Source organism: Mesorhizobium sp. 43Arga (genome assembly GCF_053714255.1).
Map to the genome: position 1 here is coordinate 76,418 of NZ_JBSKBO010000011.1, position 24,067 is coordinate 100,484.

Genomic DNA, 24,067 nt, shown 5'->3' on the forward strand with positions numbered 1-24,067 from the left:
CGTCAGACCGGCGGCGTCAGGTCGCGCACCACGACGATCTGCTTGAGGTTGCTGGTGGTCAGCGCCGTCCAGTCATATTCCCATTCGGAGCTGTCGATGGCCATCTGGTTGATCGTCCAGAGCCCGCTTGTGCCGTCCGGCATGACCATCAGCATGAACAAAGCGAGCCGGCCGTCGGCATTGTAGTTGAGCGACAGGCGCGCCGAGTTGAGGGCAAAGCCGAAATCGCGCCATCCCGACCAGTTCTGGGTATAGGCATCCCACTGCGCGTTGAACTGGAGGACATGCTGCTGGTCGGTGGCGACCAGCACGATGTCGCCGTCGCCCTGGATGCCGGCGGCCAAGGCGTTTTGGCCTGCCCGTGAGTAACCGGGTGTCGCCCATTGCGTCCAGCTGTCCGATCCGGCGGGTTGCTGGCGCGTGTGCAACACCTGCCCGCCCTTGTTCAAGGCAAACAGATTGGTGGCGCCCAGCGGCCCGACCACCGGCGCCATCTCGGTGAAGCCGGCGGTTTGCCCGGTGTCGATCTGCACCCATTGCGTCCAGTCGGCCACCTTCAGCGCCTGCGGCTTCGTCTGCTGGCAACGATAGAGGTGCAGGCCCGAATTGATGCCGAACAGTGCGATGCGGCCGTCGCCCTGGCGTATGGCGGTGACCGTCACCAGCTGACCGGTCAGCAGCTGCCAGTCGCTCCACGGCTTGGCGGGCGGCGCGAGCACATCGACGGTGACGACGATCGGCGTCGTGGTGCCGGGCGGGGTGATGGTTTTCTGCACCTGCACGATCTGGTCCGGATTCTGGTAGATCCACCAGATTTTGCCCCAATTGTCGGTCAGGAAGATTTCGATGCGGCCATCGGCATCGCGCGCCATCGACAATTTCTGGTAGCTGGTGGCGCCGGGCGGCGTGCCTATGCTGACCGGCGGGTTCCATTTCTCGACCGGGCCGACCTGGTTGGCGTCCTCGGTGATGAAGGACAGGTTGGTGGTGCCCGAAGGCTGCGCGACGACGGCGACGCGGCCGTCCTTGGTGAGACCCGCCGTCATGATCACCCAAGCGCCGGGCGCGATGGGCGACCAGGCGGAGGGCCAGGGTCCGTTCGGCGCGTCCTGAGCCTTCTGGATCAGGCGCCCGGCGGCGGAATCGATGCCCACCACCATCAGCCGCGACAGTTCGAAGAACGGCTTGCCCGCCGCCGGGCCCGAGGGGCCGGACAGCACCGCGGAAGCCGTCCCCGGCGCCGCGGCCACCTTCTTTGCCTTCGGGGCCGACGCTTCTGACTTTGGTTCTGCTTTCTTGGCCATGGTCTCGGTCCTGCCCTGTTGGCTCGGAATTCAGGTTCTCGGCGGGAAGACGCCTTGCAGCGCGATGCAGAAACTCAAGGTAAGATACGGCATCATGTTGTTGTGCGGCTGGTCGCCGCCGGCGGGAGCCACCGCTGAAGGACTGAATTGCGTGTTTGGCTGGTTCGTCCCCCATATCGACACACCAGCGCCTTGGGCAAATAACTGACCCGCCGGCTTGGTATTGATCCCGTCCGATGCCGACGCCACGAGCCCATGTGAGTGCATTGGAATTTCACTTTCCAGCAATGACACGGTTTCCGACCCGCCAGTCTCACCCAGGTCGTGGAGCGACAGGCCGGGACCTTGGCCGGGATGCATCGGCACATTGCCCTGCATGTCCGGCAATGCGAAGTTCGACTTGCCATCGCCGCCATAGGTGGTGCCAAGCAGCGAAAACAGGGCGGTGTTCTGTGAAAGCGGCAGGATTTGCCCATCGCAGAACGCCCAACCCTGGGGCGCAAAATTGAACGGGAAAATCCGGATTTCTGCGACGAACGGATCGGCCATGGCGTCCTCTCAGGTCTGTGACGGAAATATGCCGAAGAGCGAGATGATGAAGTCCACGCACAGATACGGCTGGAAATTAGTGTGCGGCTGGCTGCCGCCGGTCGCGGATATCGACTGAAAACTGACGGGCGTGGTTGGCTGGTCGGTACCATAAGCGTCGATGTTCACGACACTTGCCGCCGCCGGTACATTGTTTTGAGGGCTTGTTGTGCCGGCGAAGTCGTTCGATGCCAGCAAAGGATGCGAATGCGAAGGAATTTGCGTAATCGTAAGCGTGACTTCTTCCACTCCGCCGGTTTCGGCCAGGACGAAGCCACTGCCTTGATGGATCGGCACGCGGCCGCGCAGGTCAGGCAATGCAAAGGTACTCTGGCCATCGCCGCCATAGGTGGTGCCGAGCAGTTGGAACAGCGTCTCATTTTCTGAAATCGGCAGGAGCTGTCCTTCACAGAACATCCAGCCGGCGGGCGCGAAGTTGCCGGCAAACATTCGGATCTCGCCAACGTAAGGCTGTGCCACGACGCGTCTCCGTCAATTCTGCGAGGGGAAGATGCCCTGCAAGGCAATACAGAAGTTGAGCACCAGGAATGGCTGCATATTGAGATGCGCCTGGCTTCCGCCGACATTTGCGATGGCGTTCGGTGCCATTGCGGCAAGGTGGGCGGCACCTGCATAGATGTTTTGTGGGGTCGACCCCGAAAGAACCGTGTTCGTATCCGGCGAAATAGTCGTCGACTGGGTTGTCGATCCATTCAAGGTATGGAGATGGGTGGGCATCTCGGCGATTGAAAGCGTATGCGCCTGTTCGCCGCCACGCTCGCCGAGGACATGGCCGCTACCCCCGGTATGGTTCGGCACGCGACCGCGAAGATCGGGAAGTCCAAAGGTGACTCGCCCGTCGCCACCATACGTCGTTCCAAGCAAGGAAAACAATGCCTGATTTTGGTTGATCGGCAACAATTGTCCGTCGCAAAAAGCCCACCCTTTGGGAGGGAATCCGAAGGACATTATTCTGATCTCGGAGAGAAAGGGTTCCGCCATACACCACCTCTGTCGCCTGCGCCTCACCTTACGTCATGTTCTACGAAACACAATCTACATTTGTCGGCTGGGGTCGAAATTTCTTTGGATTTACTGTTGCCTCCTTTACAGGCGAGCAACTGGGAGCAATGTCCAAAACATAACTGTAAAGCCGGCTGAACACATTTGATACAAATTGTGTTCAGCATGCGTACAAAGAGTTATGGGAACACCGGCAGAACGCCAATGGTGTAAGTAGCTCCACTTGAGATCGAGGCGGTTCCACCGGTCCCGAATGTACCGGCGGCACTGCCCGGGTTCTGCCCACTGACATACGCCTCCATCTGCGCATCGTTTGCCGGCGAAGGTGCAAGGCCGACAATCTGCAATGTGCTGATCACCCCGGTATGTTGCTGGCGAATGCCGATACCCGGATCGGTAATCGTACCGCCCGCGTTGGAGTGGCCAACCGCAGTGTTGCCATCGATCTGAAGGATCACATGAGCACCGGTCGCTTCCGAGCCGTTGCCCGAGTCGACACGAATGCCGTACTGGAGCCCCGGCGCGGTCAGGTTGGTCACCGAATTGTTCTGGATCTTGAAGTAGCCCGTGCCATCGACGCTGCGGATCGTCGACAGAATGCCGGCACCCTGGGTGTGCTGGACGTTATTGTTGTGAATGTTGAGATAGAGCGTCGGCGTGTCCGTGTTGCTCGTCGCCGAGTCGGCGCCGGTATTGATGCCAGCGGAGCCAGCGGTGTTGTTGGCATCGATCGTATTGTATCCAATATCATAAGATGCCGTTCCGGTGCCAAACAGGCTGGCCGCGATACCGTTGCCTGCGACATTGGTGATGGTGTTGCCGTGCCCGGTTTCACCAATGGTGAAGTACCCCGAACTGAGATGACCGATGGTGACTTCGATACCATTGGTTCCGATACCGGCCAGGCCGGTGCCAAATCCGGTAATGACGTTGCCGTCGATCTTGAAGTGATTTCCAGAGCTTCCGATGTTCACGGCCGGAAGGGCGGCAGTGCTGCCGCCGTGAACCATGATACCGCCGCCGCCCGGGAAATTGTTGATGGTGTTGTCGCTGATGCTGCCGCCGGTGATCTGTGCCGCCGCCGACGCGCCTTGCTGGGCAAGAACCTTGATCGCCGTGCCCGCGGAGCCAGCCGCGAACGCCGAGGCACTCGTAAGGCTGTTGCCAGTGATCGTCAGACTGCTGATGGTGCCGGCAAAGTTATTGATGCTGATCCCATCCTGCCAGGAATTGTTCAGAACGTTGCCGGTGATGGAAACCGCGCCCGACAAATTCGTCTCGGTCGAACCGCCGGCGCTCAGGTTGAACGTGACGTTGCCGTCCGTCGTCGTGTGGGCGGTGTTGACATTGTTGATCGTGCTGTTGGCCAGCGTGAAGTTTGTGACAGTCGTTCCCTTGATGCCGCTGTTGGCGGCATTCTGAATGTTGATGTTGGTGAACGACGGACCCTTGGTATTCGTCAGCAAGATAGCGTCGCCGGTGGTATTCTGAATCGTGCCACCGGAGCTGTTGCCACCCAAGGCAGTGTTGCCGCTACCGGTAACGATCAGCCCGCCGCTCGTGCCGGTGTTGTTGAGCACGATGCCGTTGACGGCGCCGTTGGCCGAAATGCTCTGGAACGTGACGTTGCTCGCACCGATCGTCGTGTTGGCGATGTTGAGCGCCGTGCCGGTGGTCGACACGATCGTGTTGCCGGTACCCTGGACCGTCACCGTGCCGCCGCCGGTGGCGTTGAAGCCGGTGCCGCTGGCGGTGTTGATGACCAGGCCGTTGCCGGTGAAGTTGATGGTCGCTCCGGTGTTGCCGGTCAGGTTGACCGCCGTATTGGCGCCCGTGGTCAGCGTCTTGGTGGCATTCGAGAAGTTGATTACCGCCGTGCCGGAATTGCCGCTGACATCGATGCCGTTGGCGAAGCCGCCGGTCGCACTGAGGCTGCCGCTGAATACGACGGTTCCGGCGGTGCGGCCGCTCACATTGACGATGTTGCCGGTGCTGGTCTTCGTCACCGACGCCGCGATGGTTACGCTGCCCGTGCCGCCATTGATGTCGACACCGTTGCCGGTCGGGTCGTTGGTCGCGCCGATCGAGCCGCCATTCACGGCGACCGCATTGGTGTTGTTGTCGATCCTGATGCCGGCCTGGCCTGTGTTGTTGATCGCCACCGTCGAGAAGGTCACCGCGCCGTTGGCGCCACTGAGGAAGATGCCGTTGCCGGCCGCCGCCGCTATGGTCGCCGAGGTGAAGTTGAACGCCGCGCTCGAGCCGTTGATCTCTATTCCGTCGCTGCCGACGCCCGTGGTGCCGGCAACTGTCACCGCGCCGCCATTGAACGTGCCGCCGCTGACCCCGGTCAGGTTGACCCCGTCGCCTGTAACCGAACCAGTCGATTGCAGCGAGGTGAAGGTGGCGCCGCTGCCGCCGATGATCATGCCGTTCCAGTTCAGGATCTGGCCGGTCGCCGTCTGCACGCTGTTGCTGCCGGTCACGTTGATGGTGCCGCCGCCCGTGGCGTTGAAGCCGATGCCGGTGGTGGTGGTGATCGCCAGGCCGCCGGTGAAGTTGAACGTCGCGCCGGTGTTGCTGCTCAGGTCGACGGCATTGTTGACGCTGGTGGTCAACGTCAACGCACCGCCGAAGGCGATCGTGCCGCCGGCATTGCTGGTGGCGACGATGCCGAGGCCGCCATCGTTGCGGGTGATCGTGCTGGCGCTATTGAACGTGACCGAACCGCCGCCCATGCCCTGGATGTTGACGACATTGCCGCCCGGGTTGGTGATGTCGACATTGTTCAGGTTGACGACCGCGCTGACGTCGTTGTTGCCCGGTGTGCCCTGGTCGCCATCGACGACGAAGGCATGGTTCGTCGCACCGGCCGTGGTATCGATCGCGACATTGTTGAAGGTGAAGGTGCCGGTCGCGTTGTTGGCCGCGTCGCCGAGGATGGTGATGCCGCGCGTCCCGGTCAGGCTGGCATTGTTGACGGTGACGTTGCCGGCCGCGCCATCGATCAGGATGCCGGTGCCGCCGGTAGCATTGAGGCCGTTGGCCACGGCGGTGGTGAAGCTGACCGCGCCGCCGGTGGTGTCCGCCACCGCGATGATGCGCTGACCGGCCGTGGCCTGGGTAATCGTGCCGGCATAGGTAATGCTGGCGGCGCCGCCGGCGACGTTGAACGCGGTCCCGCTCGGGCTGGTGATCGAGGTGCCCGTGCCGAAGCCGAACGTGCCGCCTGAGCCGTTGAGGATGTCGACGCCGGCATCGCCGCCGTTCAGCGTCGTCGGGCCGTTGAAATTGTAGGTGCCGTCGGCATTGTCGAACTGCAGGCCGGTGCCGCCGGTCGCCGAAAGCGTGCCGGTCTGGAAGGTGATGGTGCCGCCGGAATGCCCGGTGATGGCGACCATGGCCGCGTTGCTGGCCTGGGTGATGTTGCCGCTGTAGGTGACATTGGCGGTGCCCGTGTCGACGTTGAACGCCGTGCCGCTCGGGCTGGTGATCGTCGTGCCGGTGCCGAAGCTGAACGTGCCGCCCGAGCCGTTGACGATGTCGATGCCGGCATCGCCGCCGTTGAGCGTCGTCGTGCCGTTGAAATTGTAGATGCCGTCGGCATTGTCGAACTGCAGGCCGTTACCATTGGTCGCCGAAAGCGTGCCGGTCTGGAAGGTGATGGTGCCGCCGGAGTGGCCGGTGATGGCGACGAGCGCAGCACTGTTGGCCTGGGTGATGTTGCCACTGTAGGTGACGCTCGCCGAGCTTGTGTCGACATTGAACGCGGTGCCGCTCGGGCTGATGATCGTGGTGCCGGTGCCGAAGGTGAAGGTACCGGCCGAGCCGTTGAGGATGTCGACGCCGGCATCGCCGCCATTCAACGTCGTCGTGCCGTTGAAATTGTAGGTGCCATCGGCATTGTCGAACTGCAGGCCGGTGCCGTTGGACGCCGACAGCGTGCCGGTGTCGAAAGTCAGCGACCCGGCGTTGCCGCCGGAAACGCTGACCAAGGCGGCGTTGTTTGCCTGGGTGATGTTCCCGCCATAAGTAACGGTGGCCGTGCCGCCGACGACATTGAACGACGCGCCCGAAGCGCCGCTCAGCGCGCCGCCGCCGAGGTCGACGGTGCCGCCGACACTGGTCAGGCTGACATTGTTGACGCCGCCGGCCGACGAGGTCGAGTCGAGCCCGATGCTGGCGACGACCCCGGAGAGGTTGATCGCCTGGCCACCGGTCGAATTCACCGTCTGGCTGGCGGCGGTGGCGAGGATATTCATCGTGCCGCCGGTGCCGGTAATGCCGGTGCCGGTCGTGGTGTCGATGGTCAGGCCATTGTTGAAGTTGGTTGTGCCGCCGCTCTGCGAGAGGCCGACGCCGCTTGACGTGTCGATGTTGGCAAGGCCGGTGACATTGAGCGTGCCGGATGCGACATGGATGCCGCCGCCGGTGTTCAAGTGGCTGTCGATCGTCACCGTGTTGAAATTGAAGGTGCCGGTGTTGGTGTTGATGGCATCGATGCCGAAGCCCGTCTTACCATTCAGGGTCGTCACACCGGTAATGGTGAAGGTGCCGGCGACGCCGTCGAAGATAATGCCGTTGGCGCCGCCGTTGGAGATGATGCCGGAAAGCGTCATGTTGACTGTCAGTGGATCGAGATCGAAGGCCGTGCCGTTCAGGGTGTTGACCAAGCCGCTGCTGCTGTTCAGCGTGAAGGTGGTGGTCTTGGTGTTGGCGATCACACCGGTGCCGCCAGCGTTGGCGAGGGCGAGCGCGCCCACATCAAAGGTGCCGCTGGTGTTGGTGAAGCTGAGGCCGTTGCCCTGAACCCGCGCGGGGGAAGTGCCGATGCCGAGCGAGACGGCGCTGACGGTGCCGCCGATCCCGTCGGAGTCAAACCGGACATTGTTGAAGGCTATGCCGCCACCAGTGCCGCCGATCACCTTATTGCCGGCGAAGGTCCGGATCGCGATCGAATTGTCCGTCGCATTGATGTTCTGGCCGACGAACGAGGCTGCCAGCGCCGATCCCGTCGACTTCAGCGTGTTGCCGTCGATCGACAGCACAAGTGTATTGGCCGGCGCGCCGGTCGTAGCGAAGTCGAGAGCGCTGCCGCCGGCCGCGATGTCGTTGTTCCTCAGGAAGAAACTGGAAGCCGCGGTCGCATTGACACTGACGCCGGCGCCGCTGCCGATATTGCGGACGATCAAATTCTCGATGCCGCCGGTGAAGGTGCCGGTGCCGCTGGTGGCAAAATTGATCACCGAGGTGGCGTTGTTGCTTTGCAGCACCGGCCGCAGCGTATCGATGCTAGCCGGGGCCGAGATGATCGGCGTGTTCTGGATCGTGGTGAAGTGGAAAGCCGCGGATGCGCCGCCGCTGGCGTCGACGCCGAGTTGCGAGACATCGATGGCCGCGTCACCGCTCTTGAAGGCAAGCAGCACCTGCCCGTCATGGAGCTGGTATGAAGTCCCGCTTAGGTCGATCGTCTCCTGGCTGCCGTTGACGTTCTTGTCGATCAGAACGATCACGTTGGCTGTCGAGGCCTGGGCCTGCGCGAGGCTGCCCGGGTTGGCGAGGCTGCCGTCACCGGTTCCCGAATTGTTGCCGTCCAGGTCGACATAATAGACGCTGATCGACGACAGGTTGGCGGTGTCACCGCTGAAATTGACGTCGTTGAAATTGTAGTCGCCCGATGTCGGCAAGGTGTCGACTGTGTGGATGACCTGGCCGCCGGTGGTCGCGATCGACGATTCGGCAGGGCCCTGGCCGTCGCCGAACACCAGCTGGGCGTTGGTGGTGCTGGAGAACTGCACGCCATAGCCGACATTGGCGATGGTCGAGGTCTGGCCGGCCGGGTTGTTGTTGACGGTGTCGCCGAGCTGGATCGTGCCGGTGCCGGTGGTGCCGGCCATGTCGATGCCGATCGTGCCGGCGAAGCTGCCGCCGTCGACGTCGAAATCGCCGGTGGTGATGTTGCTCGCGCCGAGCGTCGCGCCGTTGAGGTCGAGACCGACGGCGTTGATGGCGTTGAGTCCGATATTGATGCTGGTGGCGTTGACCGCGGCGCCGAGCGTGCCAGAAATGTCGATGCCGCGCGAGGTGATGTTCTGCAGGTTGACGACGCCAAGGCCAACGGCGCCGCCGCTGACATTGTTGAGCGAGACGCCGGTCGCCGCGCCATTGACCGAGATGGAATCGAAGGTGACGCCGCCGGCGCCGACCGTAGCATTGGCGAGGTCGAGCGCGGTGCCGGTCGTCGTGGTGATGGTGTTGCCGCTGCCGGTGACGCTGACCGTGCCGACGCCGAAGGTGCTGGCCTTGAAGCCGGTGCCGCTGGCGGTGGTAATGACGAGGCCGCCGCCGGTGAAGTCGAGCGTGCCGTCCGGATTGCCAATCAGGCTGACGGCATCGGTCGCACCCGAGCTGATTTGCTTGGACGTGCCGGAGAAGGTGACGGTCGCCGCCGTGCCATTGTCGATGCCGGCAACGACGATGTTGCCGCCAACGGCCGCGTTGTTGTCGGTCAGGTTGCCCGACAGTGTCACCGAGCCGCCGGTCAATTCCTGGATCGAAACCGCGGCACCGGTGCCGTTGCTGGCGATGGTGCCGCCATAGGAGATATCAGCGTTGCCGCCGCTGAGGTTGGTCGCCGAGCCGACATTGAACGAGGTGCCCGCACCGGTGTTGGTCAGCGTGCCGGTGCCGAAGCTCGCCGTGCCGCTCAGATTCTGCAGGTCGATGCCGTTGCCGGAAGCGAATGTGGCACTGGTCGAGGCGAAGTTGATCCCGGCCGTGATGCCGTCAAGCGCCACCGCCTGCGCGTTCGTGGCATTGATCGTGCCGGTCGTGACATTGACCGTGCCGCCGCCGCTGGCGCTGAACGCCGTCGCGCCGCTGGTGGTGATGTCCAGATCGGCGAAGGTGACGGTGGAGCCGGTATTGCCGGTGAGCGAGACGCCGGTGCCGCCGACCGTCACCGTGTCGGTGAAGTTGACCAGGCCGCCGGTGCGGTTGGCGATCGAGATGCCGCCGCCGGTCAGCGTGCCCGGCGTCGCGCTGTTGGGCAAGGTGCCGCGCGTGACCGTGATATTGCCGGTGCCGCCATTGACGTCGAGCAGCGTGCCGGCGACGTTGACGTTGTTGTTGGTGATCGACAGGTTCGAGTCGAGGCCGGCGACCTTGAACGCCGTGCTGCCGGCAGCGACGTTGCTGACGGTGACGCCTTCGATGACGATGCCGCCGGCATTGTTGAAGCCGCCGGCGCTCTGGTCGACGGTTAAGACCGAGCCGCTGGCGCCGCTGAAGTCGAAAGCGGTGTTGCGCACCTGGTTGCTGCCGAGCAGATGCAGGAAGTCGCCCGTGCCGGTGACCACGCCTTCATTGCCGGTGACATTGCCGCCGGTGGCGCCGAGATTGCCCTGGACATTGACCGGCTGGATCGTGCCGGAGACGTTGATGGAGGTGTTGTTGCCGAAGCCGGTGATCGACTGGCCCGAATCCAGCGTGAACGGCGTGCCGCTGAGATCGACGGTGCCGACAAAGGCGAAGGTCTGTGTGCCGAGCAAGGCGTCGGCCTGGGCGACCGAGATGGTTGTCACCGATTGGCTGAGCCCGTCCGTGCCGGCGGCGATGACGCCGCCGTTCTGCGACACCATGGTGACGCCGCCGCCCGCGCTGGTCAGATGCGCGCTGCCGGTGAAGGCGACATCGTTGAAATTGTAATTGCCGAGCGCCGGATTGAGCCCGACCGTGTTGACCGTATAGCCGCCCGCCGCCGCGCTGATGGAGGACTGCAGCCCATCGGCGGAAGTGCCGTCGCCGAAGGTGAAGTTGGCGTTGGCCGAGGTCGCCGTGGTGCCGCCCGACGACAGCTCGACGCCGACGCCGACATTGGAAATGCTGGAGCCGCGCGCGAAGGTGATGGTCTTGTCGGCTTGCGTCGACGACAGGTCGATGCCGCGCGAGGTCAGGTCACCGGTGCCGGTGATATGAGTCACGCCGAAATCGGCCGTGGCAAAGGCGCCGTTGAAGTTGATGCCGGTCTGGTTGGCGCCAGCGCCCATCGTCACGGTGGTCGTGCCGAAGCTGGCATCGGCACTGGCAGTTGCGAAGCTGATGCCACTCTGGTTGGCGCCGGCGCCCATCGTCACGGTGGTCGTGCCGAAGCTGACATCGGCATTGGTGAATACGAAGACGATGCCGGCCACGTTGGCGGCAGAGCCCAGCGTGACCTGGGTCGTGCCGAAGGTGACTGAACCGGCAGTGTTGGCGATGGCGATGCCGGGGCCGGCGCCCGTCACCGTGACCGCTCCGAAGGTTGCCGATGCGGTGCTGTCGACACTGCCGACAACCAGGCCGGTGCTCGCGGCATTGGTGATCGACAGCGGAGCGGTAACGTTCAACTTGGCCGTGCCGATGAGGTCGATGGCAGACGCTCCACCGCCGCCTGTCGCCGACAGTGACGGGCCTGTGAAGCTGATCGTGCCGCCGCTCAGGAAAGCCGCCGAGCCGATCTCGAAAAGCCTACCGGTGCCGGTGGAGGTGACAGTGCCGCTGAAGGTGACCGAACCGCCGCTGATGCCGTCAACCTTGACCGCCGTGCCCGGTGCTGTGGCTGAACTGGAGATATCGGCCGAGACCGTGATCGCGGCGCTGCCGCCGGAGACGACGACGCCATCGCCGGTGCCGGAGTTGGTGATCGTGCCGCCGATGCCGATCGTGCCGGTGTTGCCGCTCAACTTGACATCCGCACCGGCAACCGACGTCGTCGCCAGATTGGCGATGCCGATCGTGGCCGAACTCGTGCCGATAGAGACGCCGTCCGACGTGGTGCCGGAAACCGTCGTCGTGCCGGTAACAGAGAAATTGCCGCTCGCGGCGGCGATGTTGATGCCGGTCTGTCCGCCGGACTGGCTCAGCGTATCCAATGCAACGTCGAGCTTGATGTTGTTGGCCAGGAAAGCCGAACCGGCGTTTCCGGAAATCGTCCCGCCGGTCGTCGTCAGCTTGCCGGTGCCGTTCGACAAGGCGTTGACGCCGCTCGAGCCGTTATTCTCAGCGTTGAGCGTCTCGAAGCCGTAGGTTCCGTTGCCGCTGATATAGAGGCCGTTGGTGCCATTGCCCGACAGCGTCGTCGTGCCGTTGAACGCATAGGTGCCGTCGCCCTGGATGGACAGGCCGCCGCCGGTGTTGTTGCTCGAGTTCAGATTGGTGGCGGTGACGGTGTTGGTGCCGTCGAAGGCCACGCCGCTCAAGCCCATACCCGAAACATTGACGCCGGAGATCGTTACATTGCTGACGCCGCTGCCGTGGACGCCGTTGCCGGCGCCGCCGCTGATGTTGAAATCGAGCAACGAGCTGTTGTTGGCTGCCGTCACGACATCGCCGGCGCCGGAATTGGTCAGCGTCGCCGCGCCGCCGCCTGGATCCGAAACGACCTGGTCGTGCTGGATGTTGTCGCCGGTGATGTTGACCGGAATGCCGCCGAGCGAGAAGGAGCGGCCATTGCCGAACGACGCCAGCGTCTGGCCGTCGCTGAGCGAGAAGCCGCCGGCGGCATCGATGGGAGATCCTTCGTTGACCAGCACGAAGATCGCATTGTTCTGGGTGTTGGCGTCGGCCAGGTCGATCGCGAGCAGGCTCGATGTCGAAGAACCGTCCCCCGACGAGCCGACGGCGCCGACGAAGATCACATTCTGCGGATCGAACAGCTGCGGGCCGTTGAAGGTGGTCGAGCCGAACGCGTAGTGGCCGAGCGTCTGGTTGAGGCCGCGCGCGTCGAGCGAAGCGGTGCTGCCGGCAATCGAACCGCCGCCGAAGCTGAATTCGGCATTGGCCGAATGGGCCAGCGAGCCCGCTATGCCGAAGCGCACACCGGTGTCGACACCCGAAATGGAACCGCCATTGGTGATGATGATCGTGGCATCGCCGGTGGCATCGGCGAGATCGATGCCGATGGTGCCGGCGGCGCCCGGGCCGGTGATGTTGAGTGACTGCGCGGTGAAATTGGTCTGGCTGCCGGAGAAATCGAGACCAGAGCCGACGCCCAGCCCGGAAATGACGATGTTGCCGGCCACCACGGCGGCGTTGACGCCGCTGAACGACATGCCGCCGGCGCCGGGATTGGTGATGTTGATGTCGCCGAAGCGGATTGTCGCCGGCGAATCCGTGATCTGGATCGCCGCTCCGGTCGTGTTGGAAATCATCGTCGAACCGTTGACGGTGAAGCTGCCCGAAACATGGTCGAGCACCACGCCCGACGTGCCGCCGGTCTGACTGATCGAATCCAGCACCACATGGGCGGTGATCGGGTCGATGAAGACGGCCATGCCGCCATTGCCGGAGACGGTGCCGCCGGTGGTGGTGAAGCTGCCGCCGCTCGACGTGCCCTGCACGGTGATGCCGCGGTCGGTGTTATCAAGCGCATTGACGGTGGCGAAGGTGTAGGTGCCCTGGCCCGTGATATCGAGGCCGTCGTCGTGGTTGCCCTGCAGCAGCGTCGTGCCGGTGAAATTGTAGGTGCCGTTGTCTTCTATGTGCAGGCCGTCGAGGCCATTGCCGGTCGCGGTGAAATTGGACCCGCTGACATTGGTTGAATTGCCGGTGAACGCGGCGCCGTTGCCGCCGGCGCCCGTCACCGTGACATTGGTCAGTGTTGTGCCGGTGGCGTTGTTGCCGAAGATGCCGTTGGCGCCGCCGGTGATGGTGATGCCGTTCAGCGTGTTGCCGGTGCCGAGCGTGATGACATTGTTGGCGACATTGGTGCCCTGGATCGTGCCGTTGCTGCCGCCCAGATTGAAGGTAGCGGTGCCGCCGCCGGACAGTTTCGCGGTGACGCTTTGGCCGCCGCCGATCACGGTCTGGCCATTGGCAAGTGTCACGCCGGCAGTCGTCAGGTTGCCATTGCCGCCCAGCGCAACGACAAAACCGCCATTGCCGGCCTTGGTGACCGCGTCGTCAAGCGTCGTCGGGTCGGCCTGCGTGCCGGCGCCCGCCAAACCGCCATCGGCGAAATAGAACTTGCCGAACGCCGCATTGGTGGCGGCGTTGATGGCGACGCGGGTCGTCGAGCCGCCGATCTTGTCCTGCGACTGGACCCTGACGCCGATATCGCCGCGCACGCGCTCGTTGACGCGCTTGCGCAGGCCTTCGCTGACCGGATAGACCGGGTCCGTACCGATGGCCCCGGTAGTGTCCGAGCCATGGCCGGGGTTGAACGGGATGTTCAGCCGCACGCTGCCGGCGAACTGGGTATCGTCGCGATTGTCGTTGCGGACCTCGCCGGCAAAGACCAGCTCGGTACCGCTGCCGAAGACATCGCCGATCGTGTATTCGAACCCGGCCTTGGCGCCGGTGACGCTGCCGTCGTCGCCATGCGGGTCCTCGAAATGGTAGCCGCCAATGTCGAGCCGCAGTGAATGCTTGTCGGGCAGGTTGACCGGAACCTGGGCGCCGATCTCGCCTTCGATGCCCCACGCCGCGTAATCGCGGTGGTCGAGCACCGATATCTGTTCGATCAGCTGGTTGCTGACCATCGACAGGGTCGAGCCGGTCGTATGATCGGTCGAGTCGCCCTTGATCGGCACGAAGACATTCACATGCGCGTCGAAGTTCGGCGTGATCGCCTCGACGCCCAGCGTGGCCGCGGTGAACTGCGTGCTGTTGTAGTTCTCGAGGTTGATATAGGCGTAGCCGCCGAGCATCAGGTCGGGATTGACGATGCGGCGAATGCCAAGGCCGATGTCCTGGCCGGAGGCATCCTTGAAATCGTGCTTGGCCCGGACATCGAGGAACAGCACCGATTCGGCCGTCTGCTTGATCGGGATGAAGCCTTCGAGCGCTGCGTTGCCGCCATTGTCGTCGGCGCCGACGATGGCGCGGATCTGCGGCTGCCAGAGCCCGTCGGGATCGGCATGGGCAAACACGCTGGAAAGGCCGAGCGCCAGCGTCGTCAGCGCCGTCGTCTTCCACAGCTGTCTTGCAATTCGCGAACGGCGATAGCCGGCGCGCATATGGAAAGCCTCCCCACGCGCCACCATCCCACCAACCTGCCGAGATGTCTCGGTAGTTCCCATCCCCGGCGAGTCCCTTCTGGGACTGCACGTCCCGCGTGTTAATTCTTACGCGAATTCTATTGTATAGCGAGTCTGGAACGTTGCGAGTGTTGTTGTCGGACTTCAAAGTTCTGTCCTGTGGCCATATTGCCACAGTAGATTTGCCGGCTTGCTTGGCTGGGGACTCGGCTTTCGGAGCACTCGCCATTGCTGTATCCAGCCTTTTCCAGGAGAATACCTGCCGGGGCAAGGAAAATTGCGGGGCATCAAGAACATGGCAAATATTTTAGCTATCGCTAATCTTCGCGGCTCGGCCGCGGCATCGGCTGCCCTGTGGCTGCTGTTGGCCTCTGTCGGGCCGGCGCTTGCCGAAGACGCCGCCAAGGAGTCTCAATCCAAACAGTCTCAACCCAAGGAGGCCGAACCCAAGCCGGCCGACGCCAATCCATGGGCGGTGAACTGCTCCAGCGGTTCGGCGACCGGCGAGCTTCAGTGCCAGGTGTCGCAGAATCTCACGGAAGCCAAGACCGGGCAGCGCGTGCTGACCGTGACCGTGCGCCGCGACAGCGCCAATGGCAGCCTGGCCATGCTGCTCGCTCTGCCGCACGGCCTGTTCCTGCCGTCCGGCGCCAGCTATCAGGTCGACCAGGGGCAAAAGACGGTCATCGCCGTCCAGACCAGCGACCAGAACGGCGCCTACGCCGCCACACCGCTGTCGCCGGACCTGGTCAAGGCGATGAAGTCGGGAACCAATCTCAACATCGGCATGGAATCGGTCACCCGCAAGCCGGTCACCATCCCGGTGTCGCTCGCCGGCTTCACCGCGGCCATCGCCAAGCTGGAAACGATCAAGTAGCGGCGTATTTGTGTCTTCGCTAGCCGTCAAGGCATGCGGCGCATCGGCATCAAGCAACTGGCTTGATTGTCCGCACCGGCAATGCTCCGTTGTCGCTTCGGCCATCCGGAGAAACCCATGACAGGCTTTGTCGACCGCCAGCACGCCGCGCAGTTGATGGAGCGCGCCGGCATCGGGGCGCTGCTGCTTTGCGCGCCAGAGGCTTTCCACTATGCGACCGGCGCGTGGATCGGCCCGGCGGGACTGTTCCGGCGCGCCGGCGCCGGCTTTGCCGTCATCCCGGCCAAACAAGACCTGCCGATCGGCGTTGTCGTCGCCGACTTCAACGCGGCGCAGCTGCGGCTCGCCGCGCCCGAGCCAATCGTGCGGTCGCACCCGATCTGGATCGAATCCGCGCCGGTCGAGACAGCGCACGGACTGCCGCTCGCCGAGCGAATCGAGGCCGGGCTGACCTCGCTTGGCCGCGCGCCGGATTTCTCCCGTCCCGCCACTTTCGATCTCGCCGGCTCGGTGCGCCAGCTGCAGGCCTTGCTCGAGGAATTCGGACTGGCGCGCGCAACGCTCGGCATAGACCTCGACTTTGTCCCGGCCGCCGATTTCGCCGCCATCCAGGCGCTGCTGCCGCATTGCCCGATGGTCGACGGCGCGCCGCTTCTGGACAGGCTGCGGGCCATCAAATCACGGCGCGAGATCGATCTCCTGCAGCAAGGCATTTTCCTCTCGGAAGCCGGACTGGAGCGCTTGCAGGTCGATGCGATGGCCGGTATGCGCCAGACCGATCTCGTCGCGCTCTACCGCAAGGGCGTAGCCGACGCGGCCGCCGGGCTGTCGCATCCTGTCGCGACAGCCGAGTATGTGACGCTGGGCGCTCGCGCCAAGGGCGCCGATGCCAGGGCCGTGGCCGGCGATCCCTTGAAATGCGACATGGTCTGCACGGTCGGCGGCTACGCTTCCGACATGTCGCGCAATTTCACCTTCGGACCGCCTTCCCAGGACCAGGCCGAGCTGCATGCCATCGCCGAGCGCGCCTTCGAGGACGGGCTGGCGGCGCTGATCCCGGGAAACACGCTCGCCCATGTCCACCGCGTCGCCACCGACAGCCTGGCGCGGCAAGGCCTGCGCGGCTTCCGCCGCGGCCATTTTGGCCACAGCGTCGGCCAATCGGTGTTTTCCGAGCAATGGCCGTTCATTGCCGCCGACAGCGATGTCGCCATCGAGGCCGGCATGGTGCTGGCCTTCGAAATTCCGCTCTACATAGACGGCCTCGCCAGCTTCAATCTTGAGGACCAGTTCCTGATCACGGCGGACGGGCCGAGGCCGATGAACCGGCTGCCGAGGCGGCTGGAGAGGATTGGGTAGCCGGGGGCCGGGTTGGTCCATGTCATCGTTGGCGGCGCCGAAGCCGCCAATTTCCCCCATGTGGGGGAGATGTCCGGCAGGACAGAGGGCGGCGCCGTAGAGCGCGACCGCCGATGATCGCCCAGGTCACGCTTCAATATTGCCAAGGCTCGAGGTCACCGCCGTCCGCATGTTGGTGTCGGTGGCCCACACGCCGTCGAGCGGCATGTCGTGGAACGACAGCGTGCAAACATGATAAGAGGTCAGGTCGAAAAGGCAGGGAACAAGAGGAACAAAATGCTCGAAATGGCAGCGACGAAACAGGCAGCCGCATGGCTGGACTCCCTGGCGCAGGCGCTCGCGGCCGGCGATGCGACCGCGGCAAGCAATTTGTTCGTCGACGACTGCTACTGGCGCGATCTTTTGACCTTCACCTGGAACGTCACGACCATGGAAGGCCGCGAGGCCATCGCCGACATGCTCGAGGCAACGCTGCCGACGACCAACCCCACGGCATGGCAGCTTACCGGCGAAGCGACGTCCGACGAGGGCACCATCGAAGCCTGGTTCACCTTCGAAACCGCGGTGGCGTCAGGCCAAGGCATCATGCGCCTGCGCGACGGCCGTTGCCGCACACTGTTCACGGCGATGACCGACCTGAAAGGGTTCGAGGAGCGCAAGGGTTCGGCGCGGCCGCTCGGCGTGCGCCACAAGGCCGACCCCGAACGCGAGACCTGGTCGGAGGCGCGGGCGCGCGAGACGCGCGAGCTCGGCGCTTCCGAGCAGCCCTATTGCCTGGTCATCGGCGGCGGCCAGGGCGGCATCATGCTGGGCGCACGGCTGCGCCAGCTTGGCGTGCCCACCATCGTCATCGAGAAGAATGCGCGCCCGGGCGATTCCTGGCGCAACCGCTACCGCACGCTCGTGCTGCACGACCCGGTCTGGTACGACCATCTGCCCTACATTCCGTTCCCGGAGAACTGGCCGGTCTTCACGCCCAAGGACAAGATGGGCGACTGGCTGGAAATGTACACGCGCGTCATGGAGCTCAACTACTGGGTCGCCACCAAATGCCTCAGCGCCTCCTATGACGAGGCTCGGAAGGAGTGGACCGTCGTGGTCGACCGCGTCGGCCGCCGGATCACGCTGAAGCCGAAACATGTCGTCTTCGCCACCGGCGCCTACGGCCCGCCGCGAAAGATCGACCTGGCCGGCGCGAGCGAATTCAAGGGCGAGCTGCTGCATTCCAGCCAGTATGCCAGCGGCGACAAATTCCGCGGCAAAAAGGTCGCCGTCATCGGCGCGGCCAGTTCGGGGCATGACGTCTGCGTCGACCTCTGGGAAAGCGGCGCCGACGTCACCATGGTCCAGCGCTCGCCGACCACCGTGGTCAAGTCGGACACGCTGATGGAGGTCGGCTTCGAGATCTTTTCGGAGCGCGCGCTGGCGCGCGGCATCACCACCGAAAAGGCCGACATGATCGTCGCCTCGACGCCCTTCGCGCTGGTGCCCAAGGGCCAGCGCGCGCTCTACGAGGTGATCAAGGCGCGCGACGCCGCCTTTTATGACCGCTTGCGCGCCTCCGGCTTCGCCATCGATTTCGGCGACGACGAGACCGGCCTCTTGATGAAGGCCTACCGCACTGGCTCCGGCTTCTACATCGACGTCGGCGCCTCGGAGCTGATCATCGACGGCAAGATCGGCATCCGCAGCGGCGTCGCCATCAAGTCTCTGACGGCGACAGGCATCCTGTTCGAGGACGGCAGCGAGCTCCAGGCCGACGCCATCATCGCCTGCACCGGCTACCAGTCGATGAACGAGAATGTCGCCGCACTCGTCTCGCGCGAAGTCGCCGACAAGGTCGGCCCCTGCTGGGGCCTCGGTTCCGGCGTCAAAGGCGACCCCGGCCCCTGGCAAGGCGAATTGCGCAACATGTGGAAGCCGACGGCGCAGGAAGCGCTGTGGTTCCACGGCGGCAATCTGGCGCTGTCGCGGTTTTATTCGAAATACGTGGCGCTGCAGATCAAGGCGCGGATGGAGGGGATTGCGACGCCGGTTTACGGGAAGCCGAGTAATTCGCGCGAGTGAATCTGCCGATCTCCCCACTCGAGGGGGGAGATTGGCCACTCATTCATGCCGGTGCCCGAAATGCCGGGCCGCAACCTCGACATGCGTATGCGCCACATGCGCCTCGAAGCGTTCCGTCTCATCCAGATCATTCAACGCCCCGTTCGGCCACCAGGAGCCGCCGATGACGATGCCTTCCGACACCAGCCGCTGGTCGGCGACCAGCGCGGCGCCGACAGCATCGACGAAGGTGAAACGGCCCGCGCGTTGCCGGAGCACCGCGACATCGCCGACGGTGCCGACCGCCAGCGTGCCGAGGTCCGGCCGGGCGATCGCCCGCGCCGGCGCTTGTGTTGCCGCGCGCAGCACCTCGACGAGCGGCATGCCGAGCGCCATCAGCTTCGACATGCAGACCAGTATGTCGAAGGCCGGCCCGTCGACGCAGTAGAGATGCACGTCGCTTGAGATGACGTCCGGCGCCAGCCCTTCGGCGAGCATGGCGCGCGCCACGTCGAAATCGAACGAGCCCATGCCGTGGCCGAGATCGAAGACGACGCCGCGCTCGCGCGCCAGCCGCATGTCGGGCCGCACCGCGCCGGAGGCGAAGACCGGCGCGTTGGGGAACGGCCGGAAGCAATGGGTGAGGATATCGCCGCGGCGCAGCCGCGGCATCACTTCCGAGCGGCCGGGCGGCGGCTCGTCAATATGCGCCATCAGCGGCAGGCCGGCCTTGTCGGCGGCCTCGAGCGCTAGATCGACCGGCGCGATGCCGCTGGTGCCGCCGGCATGCTTGCCGGAGCGGACTTTCACGCCGACCACCACGTCCGCGTGTTCCCGCACTGCCGCCACCACCTCGCGCGGCTCGCAGAGCCTCAGATCGCTGCACTCGCCGACCGACACCGACTGCGAGAAACCGAAAATGCCGGCAAAGGAAATGTTGACATAGGCCAGGATGCGCACCCTGGACCGCTCCATGACATGGCGGCGGAAGCCGAGGAAATTGCCGGCGCCCGCACTGCCGGCATCGATGAAGGTGGTGGTGCCGCTTTTGGCGGCCAGCCGGTCGGCATCGACGCCGAGCGAGGTGCCACCCCAATAGACGTGGCTGTGCAGGTCGACCAGCCCGGGCGCGACGATGTAGCCCGTCGCCTCGACCACCTGCTTGGCGCGATCAGCCGGGATATCGGCGTCGACCGCCGCGACCCGCCCGTTGGCGATGGCGACATCGCGCGGCGCGTCGATGCCGGACGCCGGATCGATCAGCCGTCCGCCCTTCAGCAGGAGGTCGAATTGCATTTTTGGGAACCTCCGCTTCGTTACCTTATCGTCTCAAACTGGTCGATAGGCGACCGCCTCGACCTCGATCTTGATGTCGATCATCAGCCGCGATTCGACCGTGGTGCGGGCCGGCGGGTTCTTCGGGAAGTGCCTGGCGTAGACCGCGTTGAAGGCACCGAAATCGCGCGCGTCTTCCAGCCAAACGGTGGTCTTCACCACGTCGTCCAGGGTGCAGCCGGCCAAGGCCAGCGCCGCCTTCACATTGGCCAGCACCTGCTCGGTCTGTTCCGTGATGCCGCCCTTGACCACGATGCCGTCGCTGCCGACCGGAACCTGGCCCGAGACATAGACGAAGTCGCCGGCCCGCACGGCGGGCGACAGCGGCACATGGGATGTTCCAAAAGTCTGCTTGGGCAAGAGATTGCCTCCTCTGATGACGCAACAGGGCACCAAAGCGGCGCCCGCTTCTGCGCAGATTTACCGCGATCGGGCCGGTCCCGATAGGGTCCTTGTTGGAAAGCAACATTCTTCGGAAAAAGTCTGTGTTGCTTTATTACAGGAGCGCTTGCATCGTGCGCACCTGCCGGACGGCTTCCAGGCCGCGGCGACAGACGCCTGCGCGAGACCGGAGAAACCGAGAATGACCTTCGACAAGAACCCGTTTCCTTCGGGCGATGCCGACCGCCATGCGCTGTGGGAGATGCTGGTGCGGCGCGACATCGACGCCTTCATCGGCCAGGACTGGTCCATGGTCGAGCACGATTTCATCGCCGAAAGCTTCTTCGGCATGCATGCGCATTTCCTCGCCAATGCCGATGCCTGGCGGCTGCAGTTTCCGAGGCTGGAGATCTATCGCGACGAGTGGCTGCGCCAGGCCAGGGAAACGGCGGCGACCAAATTCGCCGAGCCGCTGCGCGAGGCGATTTTTCGCGTCACCAATCTGCGCGACATCGATGTCGACGGCGACCGCGCCGTGCTGCACAAGAAATTCGACGGCTCCATCGCCAAGGCGGATGGCAGCGTCGACCGGCTGAAATGGCAGACGCTGTATTTTTGTCGGAAGGTCGAAGGCAGCTGGAAGATCGCCGGCTTCGTCGGCTACATGCCCTATCCGCTGGGAGCCTGAGAACGCCAAGCGGGGCGGGTTGAAGGCCGTGGCGACAGGATCCGTCATTCGTGGTCGGCTTATCATAGACGTTCGGGATTAGCCGCGCCTTCCCGACTTCGTCATCCACGGGCGAAGCAGCCGCGTAGCGGCGTCGCGAAGACCCGGGGATGACGAAGCAATGGGAAGCCTCCACCAATCCCCCAAGCCGTTATCGCCCGACCAGCACCGCGGCGCGGTAGGCCGGATTGCCGTACCAGGCCATCCGGTCGAGATCCGCCGCCCTGACCGGGAGGTCGACGACATCCATAGGCTGTTCGAGCCGGTCGGGCTCGATCCAGGGATCGTTGAGGAAATAGACGCCGTCGCCATGGTCGTGGACGAGCACCCAGTGCGGGCAGGTGTGGCCCATCATCGGCGCCTGGTCGATCAGCACCAGCGCCAGAAGGCCGCGATCGAGCGCCTGGCCGATTTCTTCGACGACAAAGGCGCGCGTCTCGATCGGCAATGACGCGACTTCGGCCTCGCGCTTGAAACCGGCCTGCACGAAGCTCATCAGCCCGCGCCTTTCCTCCGAGCTGGCCCGGTCGAGCAAGATCGGTTCGGCGCTGCTCATGAAGATTTCGACCCGCAGGCCGCGCCGGTGCGCCGCCAGCGCCAGGCCGTAGGGGTCGCAGCCGCCCGGGCCGCTTGGGCCGATGATGGTGGTCGCCTCGCGCCAGAGCTCGACCTCCAGCGCCCGGTCCGGCCGCAAGGCCTGGTCTAGCCCGGCCATCGCCATGGCCAGCGCCGACGGCCCGCAGGTAAAACCCGCCGTCTGCGGCCAGGATGGCGGAACCTGCCGGCGGGTCGGGTCGCAGCCGATCCAGCGCTGCAGGAAGCCGTCGCGGCGCTGCCAATGGCCGCCGATTTGCTGCACCGTATCCTCGTCGGCGCGCAGGCAGAGCACGCCTTGCGCAAGCGCCTCCTTCTCCAAGGCCTCAAGCAGGCGCGAGCCGTCACCCGCGATGACGTTCGGAGCCGACCAGAACAGTGCAATGCGCATCATTGCAGCCGCCAGCCGGCGCTGGCCGAGCACGAACGCTTGCGGGCGGCCGTCTCCGTGTTGCGCCACGCCGGTGACACCGGCAACCTTCCGCAGCGCCGCCAGCCGATCGCCGGTCTCGGCCGGCACCGCCGCGATCAGCTCGGCCCAGACGGCCGCGTGCTCGGTCGTGAACACTGTCACACCGCCTTCAGCCGATACGACAGGCTCTTCGAAGTGCTGCATGACCCGCAAATTAGCCGGACAACGGCCGATCAGTACAGCGTGAAGAAGGCCGGGAACAGCAGGCCCGTCTCCCGCAAATACTCGATCAGTTCGATGGCCGGGAAGATGGCGAGGAAATAGAGCCCGTCATAGAAGGTGCGCTTGAGCGCGCGCGGCGAGAACTGCAACTGGTCGTCGTCGCGGTAAAGCAGCGGGTTTGGCCAGAAGCGCGGCGTCGCCTTGATATAGGCCGTATAGGCCGGGCCGAACTTCCCCAGCAGGTATTCGGCTTCCTTGCGCGCCGTGACGCGGAAGATGAGAAAGCTGGCCACGCCAAGCACGGCTGCCGCCACCAGCGAGCCGTAAAGCAGACCGATGCCGACCGCGCCCACCGTCGAGAAGAAATAGAGCGGGTTCTGGCTCATCGAGAACGGCCCCGTCGAAACCAGCTCCTCGTTCTTCTTGCCGCCGACATAGAGGATGCTCCACAGCCGGCCGGCAACGCAGGCGAGCACCAGGCAGAAGCCGAGGAATTCGAGCGTTTCGTGTCCATTCGAGCCCTCGCTGAGCGCCGGCTTGGTGATGAACAGCAGCAGCACCGCCAGCACCGCCGCCACCCGAACGAAGATCAGCCGCTTGCGCTGCACGAAGGCCTGTGAAGCCGGCTTGAGGGAGGCATAGCTCATTCGTGTTTTCCTGGGCACGGATTACGGGTTCAGCCACTGGGGCGCGCCATTGATGGCGGATACAAGGCGGTCGACTTCTATCAGCGCAGCGCGCGGCGTTCGTAAAGGCCTTACGCGCCAATCACGGCCATCCTTACGAATTTGTATGCCCCGGGACAGGCTGGAGTGAAGTCGCTTCCTTATCGTTCGGATGCCGGTCCGCCAGTTAGGGGCCGGCTTCAATTACCGCAGCCGGACCACCGGCATCAGATAGGGAATGGTTTCATGAGAAGATTTTCACTTGCCATCGCAGTGGGGACCCTCGCTGTCTCGGCAGCAATTTCCACCGCTTATGCGGCCCCCGCGCCTTGTGAGGAAAGTTTGAAGGCCCTTCGTGCCGCTGAAGCGGCAGCCAAGCTCAACGACGCCGACAAGAACAAGGTCTCGGAGCTGGAGACCAAGGGCATCGAACGCTGCAATGCCGACGACGACAAGCGCGCCGACGAGTTCTTCGCCCAGGCCATGAAGGTCATGGGCAAGTGATCCGGCAACCATG

At 64.3% G+C, this 24,067-nt stretch carries 14 protein-coding genes; 5 read left to right on the plus strand and 9 right to left on the minus strand.

What is annotated here, in order from left to right:
* Nucleotides 1–2 precede the first annotated feature (2 nt).
* From ACWGS8_RS29620 to ACWGS8_RS29640, 5 genes are all read right to left on the minus strand, one after another.
* A complete protein-coding gene (locus tag ACWGS8_RS29620) occupies nucleotides 3–1,304 on the minus strand; it encodes a hypothetical protein (protein ID WP_454584252.1) in 1,302 nt (433 codons plus the stop codon).
* Between the two features lie 30 nt (nucleotides 1,305–1,334).
* On the minus strand, nucleotides 1,335–1,853 hold the full coding sequence (locus ACWGS8_RS29625) for a phage tail protein (protein ID WP_454584253.1): 519 nt from the start codon (nucleotides 1,851–1,853) through the stop codon (nucleotides 1,335–1,337).
* Between the two features lie 9 nt (nucleotides 1,854–1,862).
* Nucleotides 1,863–2,372: a phage tail protein gene (locus ACWGS8_RS29630; RefSeq protein ID WP_454584254.1), complete on the minus strand. Its 510-nt coding sequence runs from the start codon at nucleotides 2,370–2,372 to the stop codon at nucleotides 1,863–1,865.
* A 12-nt stretch (nucleotides 2,373–2,384) separates the two neighbouring features.
* A complete protein-coding gene (locus tag ACWGS8_RS29635; RefSeq protein WP_454584255.1) occupies nucleotides 2,385–2,894 on the minus strand; it encodes a phage tail protein in 510 nt (169 codons plus the stop codon).
* A 200-nt stretch (nucleotides 2,895–3,094) separates the two neighbouring features.
* Nucleotides 3,095–14,938 carry a beta strand repeat-containing protein gene (locus ACWGS8_RS29640; RefSeq protein ID WP_454584256.1) on the minus strand — a complete coding sequence of 3,948 codons (11,844 nt, stop codon included), beginning with the start codon at nucleotides 14,936–14,938 and terminating at the stop codon, nucleotides 3,095–3,097.
* Between the two features lie 289 nt (nucleotides 14,939–15,227).
* On the opposite strand from ACWGS8_RS29640, the gene ACWGS8_RS29645 reads away from it, so the two are divergent.
* From ACWGS8_RS29645 to ACWGS8_RS29655, 3 genes are all read left to right on the plus strand, one after another.
* Complete coding sequence (locus ACWGS8_RS29645; RefSeq protein ID WP_454584257.1) at nucleotides 15,228–15,809, plus strand: invasion associated locus B family protein; 582 nt, start codon at nucleotides 15,228–15,230, stop codon at nucleotides 15,807–15,809.
* Nucleotides 15,810–15,926: 117 nt separating this feature from the next.
* Entirely contained in the window at nucleotides 15,927–17,168 is a 1,242-nt protein-coding gene (locus ACWGS8_RS29650) for a M24 family metallopeptidase (protein WP_454584258.1), read from the plus strand.
* 276 nt (nucleotides 17,169–17,444) lie between these two features.
* Complete coding sequence (locus ACWGS8_RS29655) at nucleotides 17,445–19,235, plus strand: flavin-containing monooxygenase (RefSeq protein ID WP_454584259.1); 1,791 nt, start codon at nucleotides 17,445–17,447, stop codon at nucleotides 19,233–19,235.
* A 39-nt stretch (nucleotides 19,236–19,274) separates the two neighbouring features.
* On the opposite strand, the gene ACWGS8_RS29660 is transcribed toward ACWGS8_RS29655, so the two are convergent.
* Together ACWGS8_RS29660 and ACWGS8_RS29665 are read right to left on the minus strand one after the other, a co-directional pair.
* Nucleotides 19,275–20,510 carry an amidohydrolase/deacetylase family metallohydrolase gene (locus ACWGS8_RS29660; RefSeq protein WP_454584260.1) on the minus strand — a complete coding sequence of 412 codons (1,236 nt, stop codon included), beginning with the start codon at nucleotides 20,508–20,510 and terminating at the stop codon, nucleotides 19,275–19,277.
* Nucleotides 20,511–20,543: 33 nt separating this feature from the next.
* Complete coding sequence (locus tag ACWGS8_RS29665) at nucleotides 20,544–20,909, minus strand: RidA family protein (RefSeq protein WP_027047560.1); 366 nt, start codon at nucleotides 20,907–20,909, stop codon at nucleotides 20,544–20,546.
* Between the two features lie 223 nt (nucleotides 20,910–21,132).
* Between ACWGS8_RS29665 and ACWGS8_RS29670 the strand changes: the two genes are divergently transcribed.
* Entirely contained in the window at nucleotides 21,133–21,618 is a 486-nt protein-coding gene (locus tag ACWGS8_RS29670) for a hypothetical protein (protein ID WP_454584261.1), read from the plus strand.
* 190 nt (nucleotides 21,619–21,808) lie between these two features.
* Here ACWGS8_RS29670 and ACWGS8_RS29675 read toward each other — a convergent pair whose 3' ends face one another.
* Both ACWGS8_RS29675 and ACWGS8_RS29680 read right to left on the minus strand, forming a co-directional pair.
* The gene (locus tag ACWGS8_RS29675) at nucleotides 21,809–22,867 is read right to left on the minus strand and encodes a peptidase C39 family protein (protein WP_454584262.1); all 1,059 of its coding nucleotides are present in this window, start codon (nucleotides 22,865–22,867) and stop codon (nucleotides 21,809–21,811) included.
* Between the two features lie 29 nt (nucleotides 22,868–22,896).
* Nucleotides 22,897–23,532, minus strand: coding sequence for a methyltransferase family protein (locus tag ACWGS8_RS29680; RefSeq protein WP_454584263.1), 636 nt, complete (start codon nucleotides 23,530–23,532; stop codon nucleotides 22,897–22,899).
* A gap of 360 nt (nucleotides 23,533–23,892) precedes the next feature.
* On the opposite strand from ACWGS8_RS29680, the gene ACWGS8_RS29685 reads away from it, so the two are divergent.
* Nucleotides 23,893–24,054 carry a hypothetical protein gene (locus tag ACWGS8_RS29685; protein WP_454584264.1) on the plus strand — a complete coding sequence of 54 codons (162 nt, stop codon included), beginning with the start codon at nucleotides 23,893–23,895 and terminating at the stop codon, nucleotides 24,052–24,054.
* Nucleotides 24,055–24,067 lie beyond the last annotated feature (13 nt).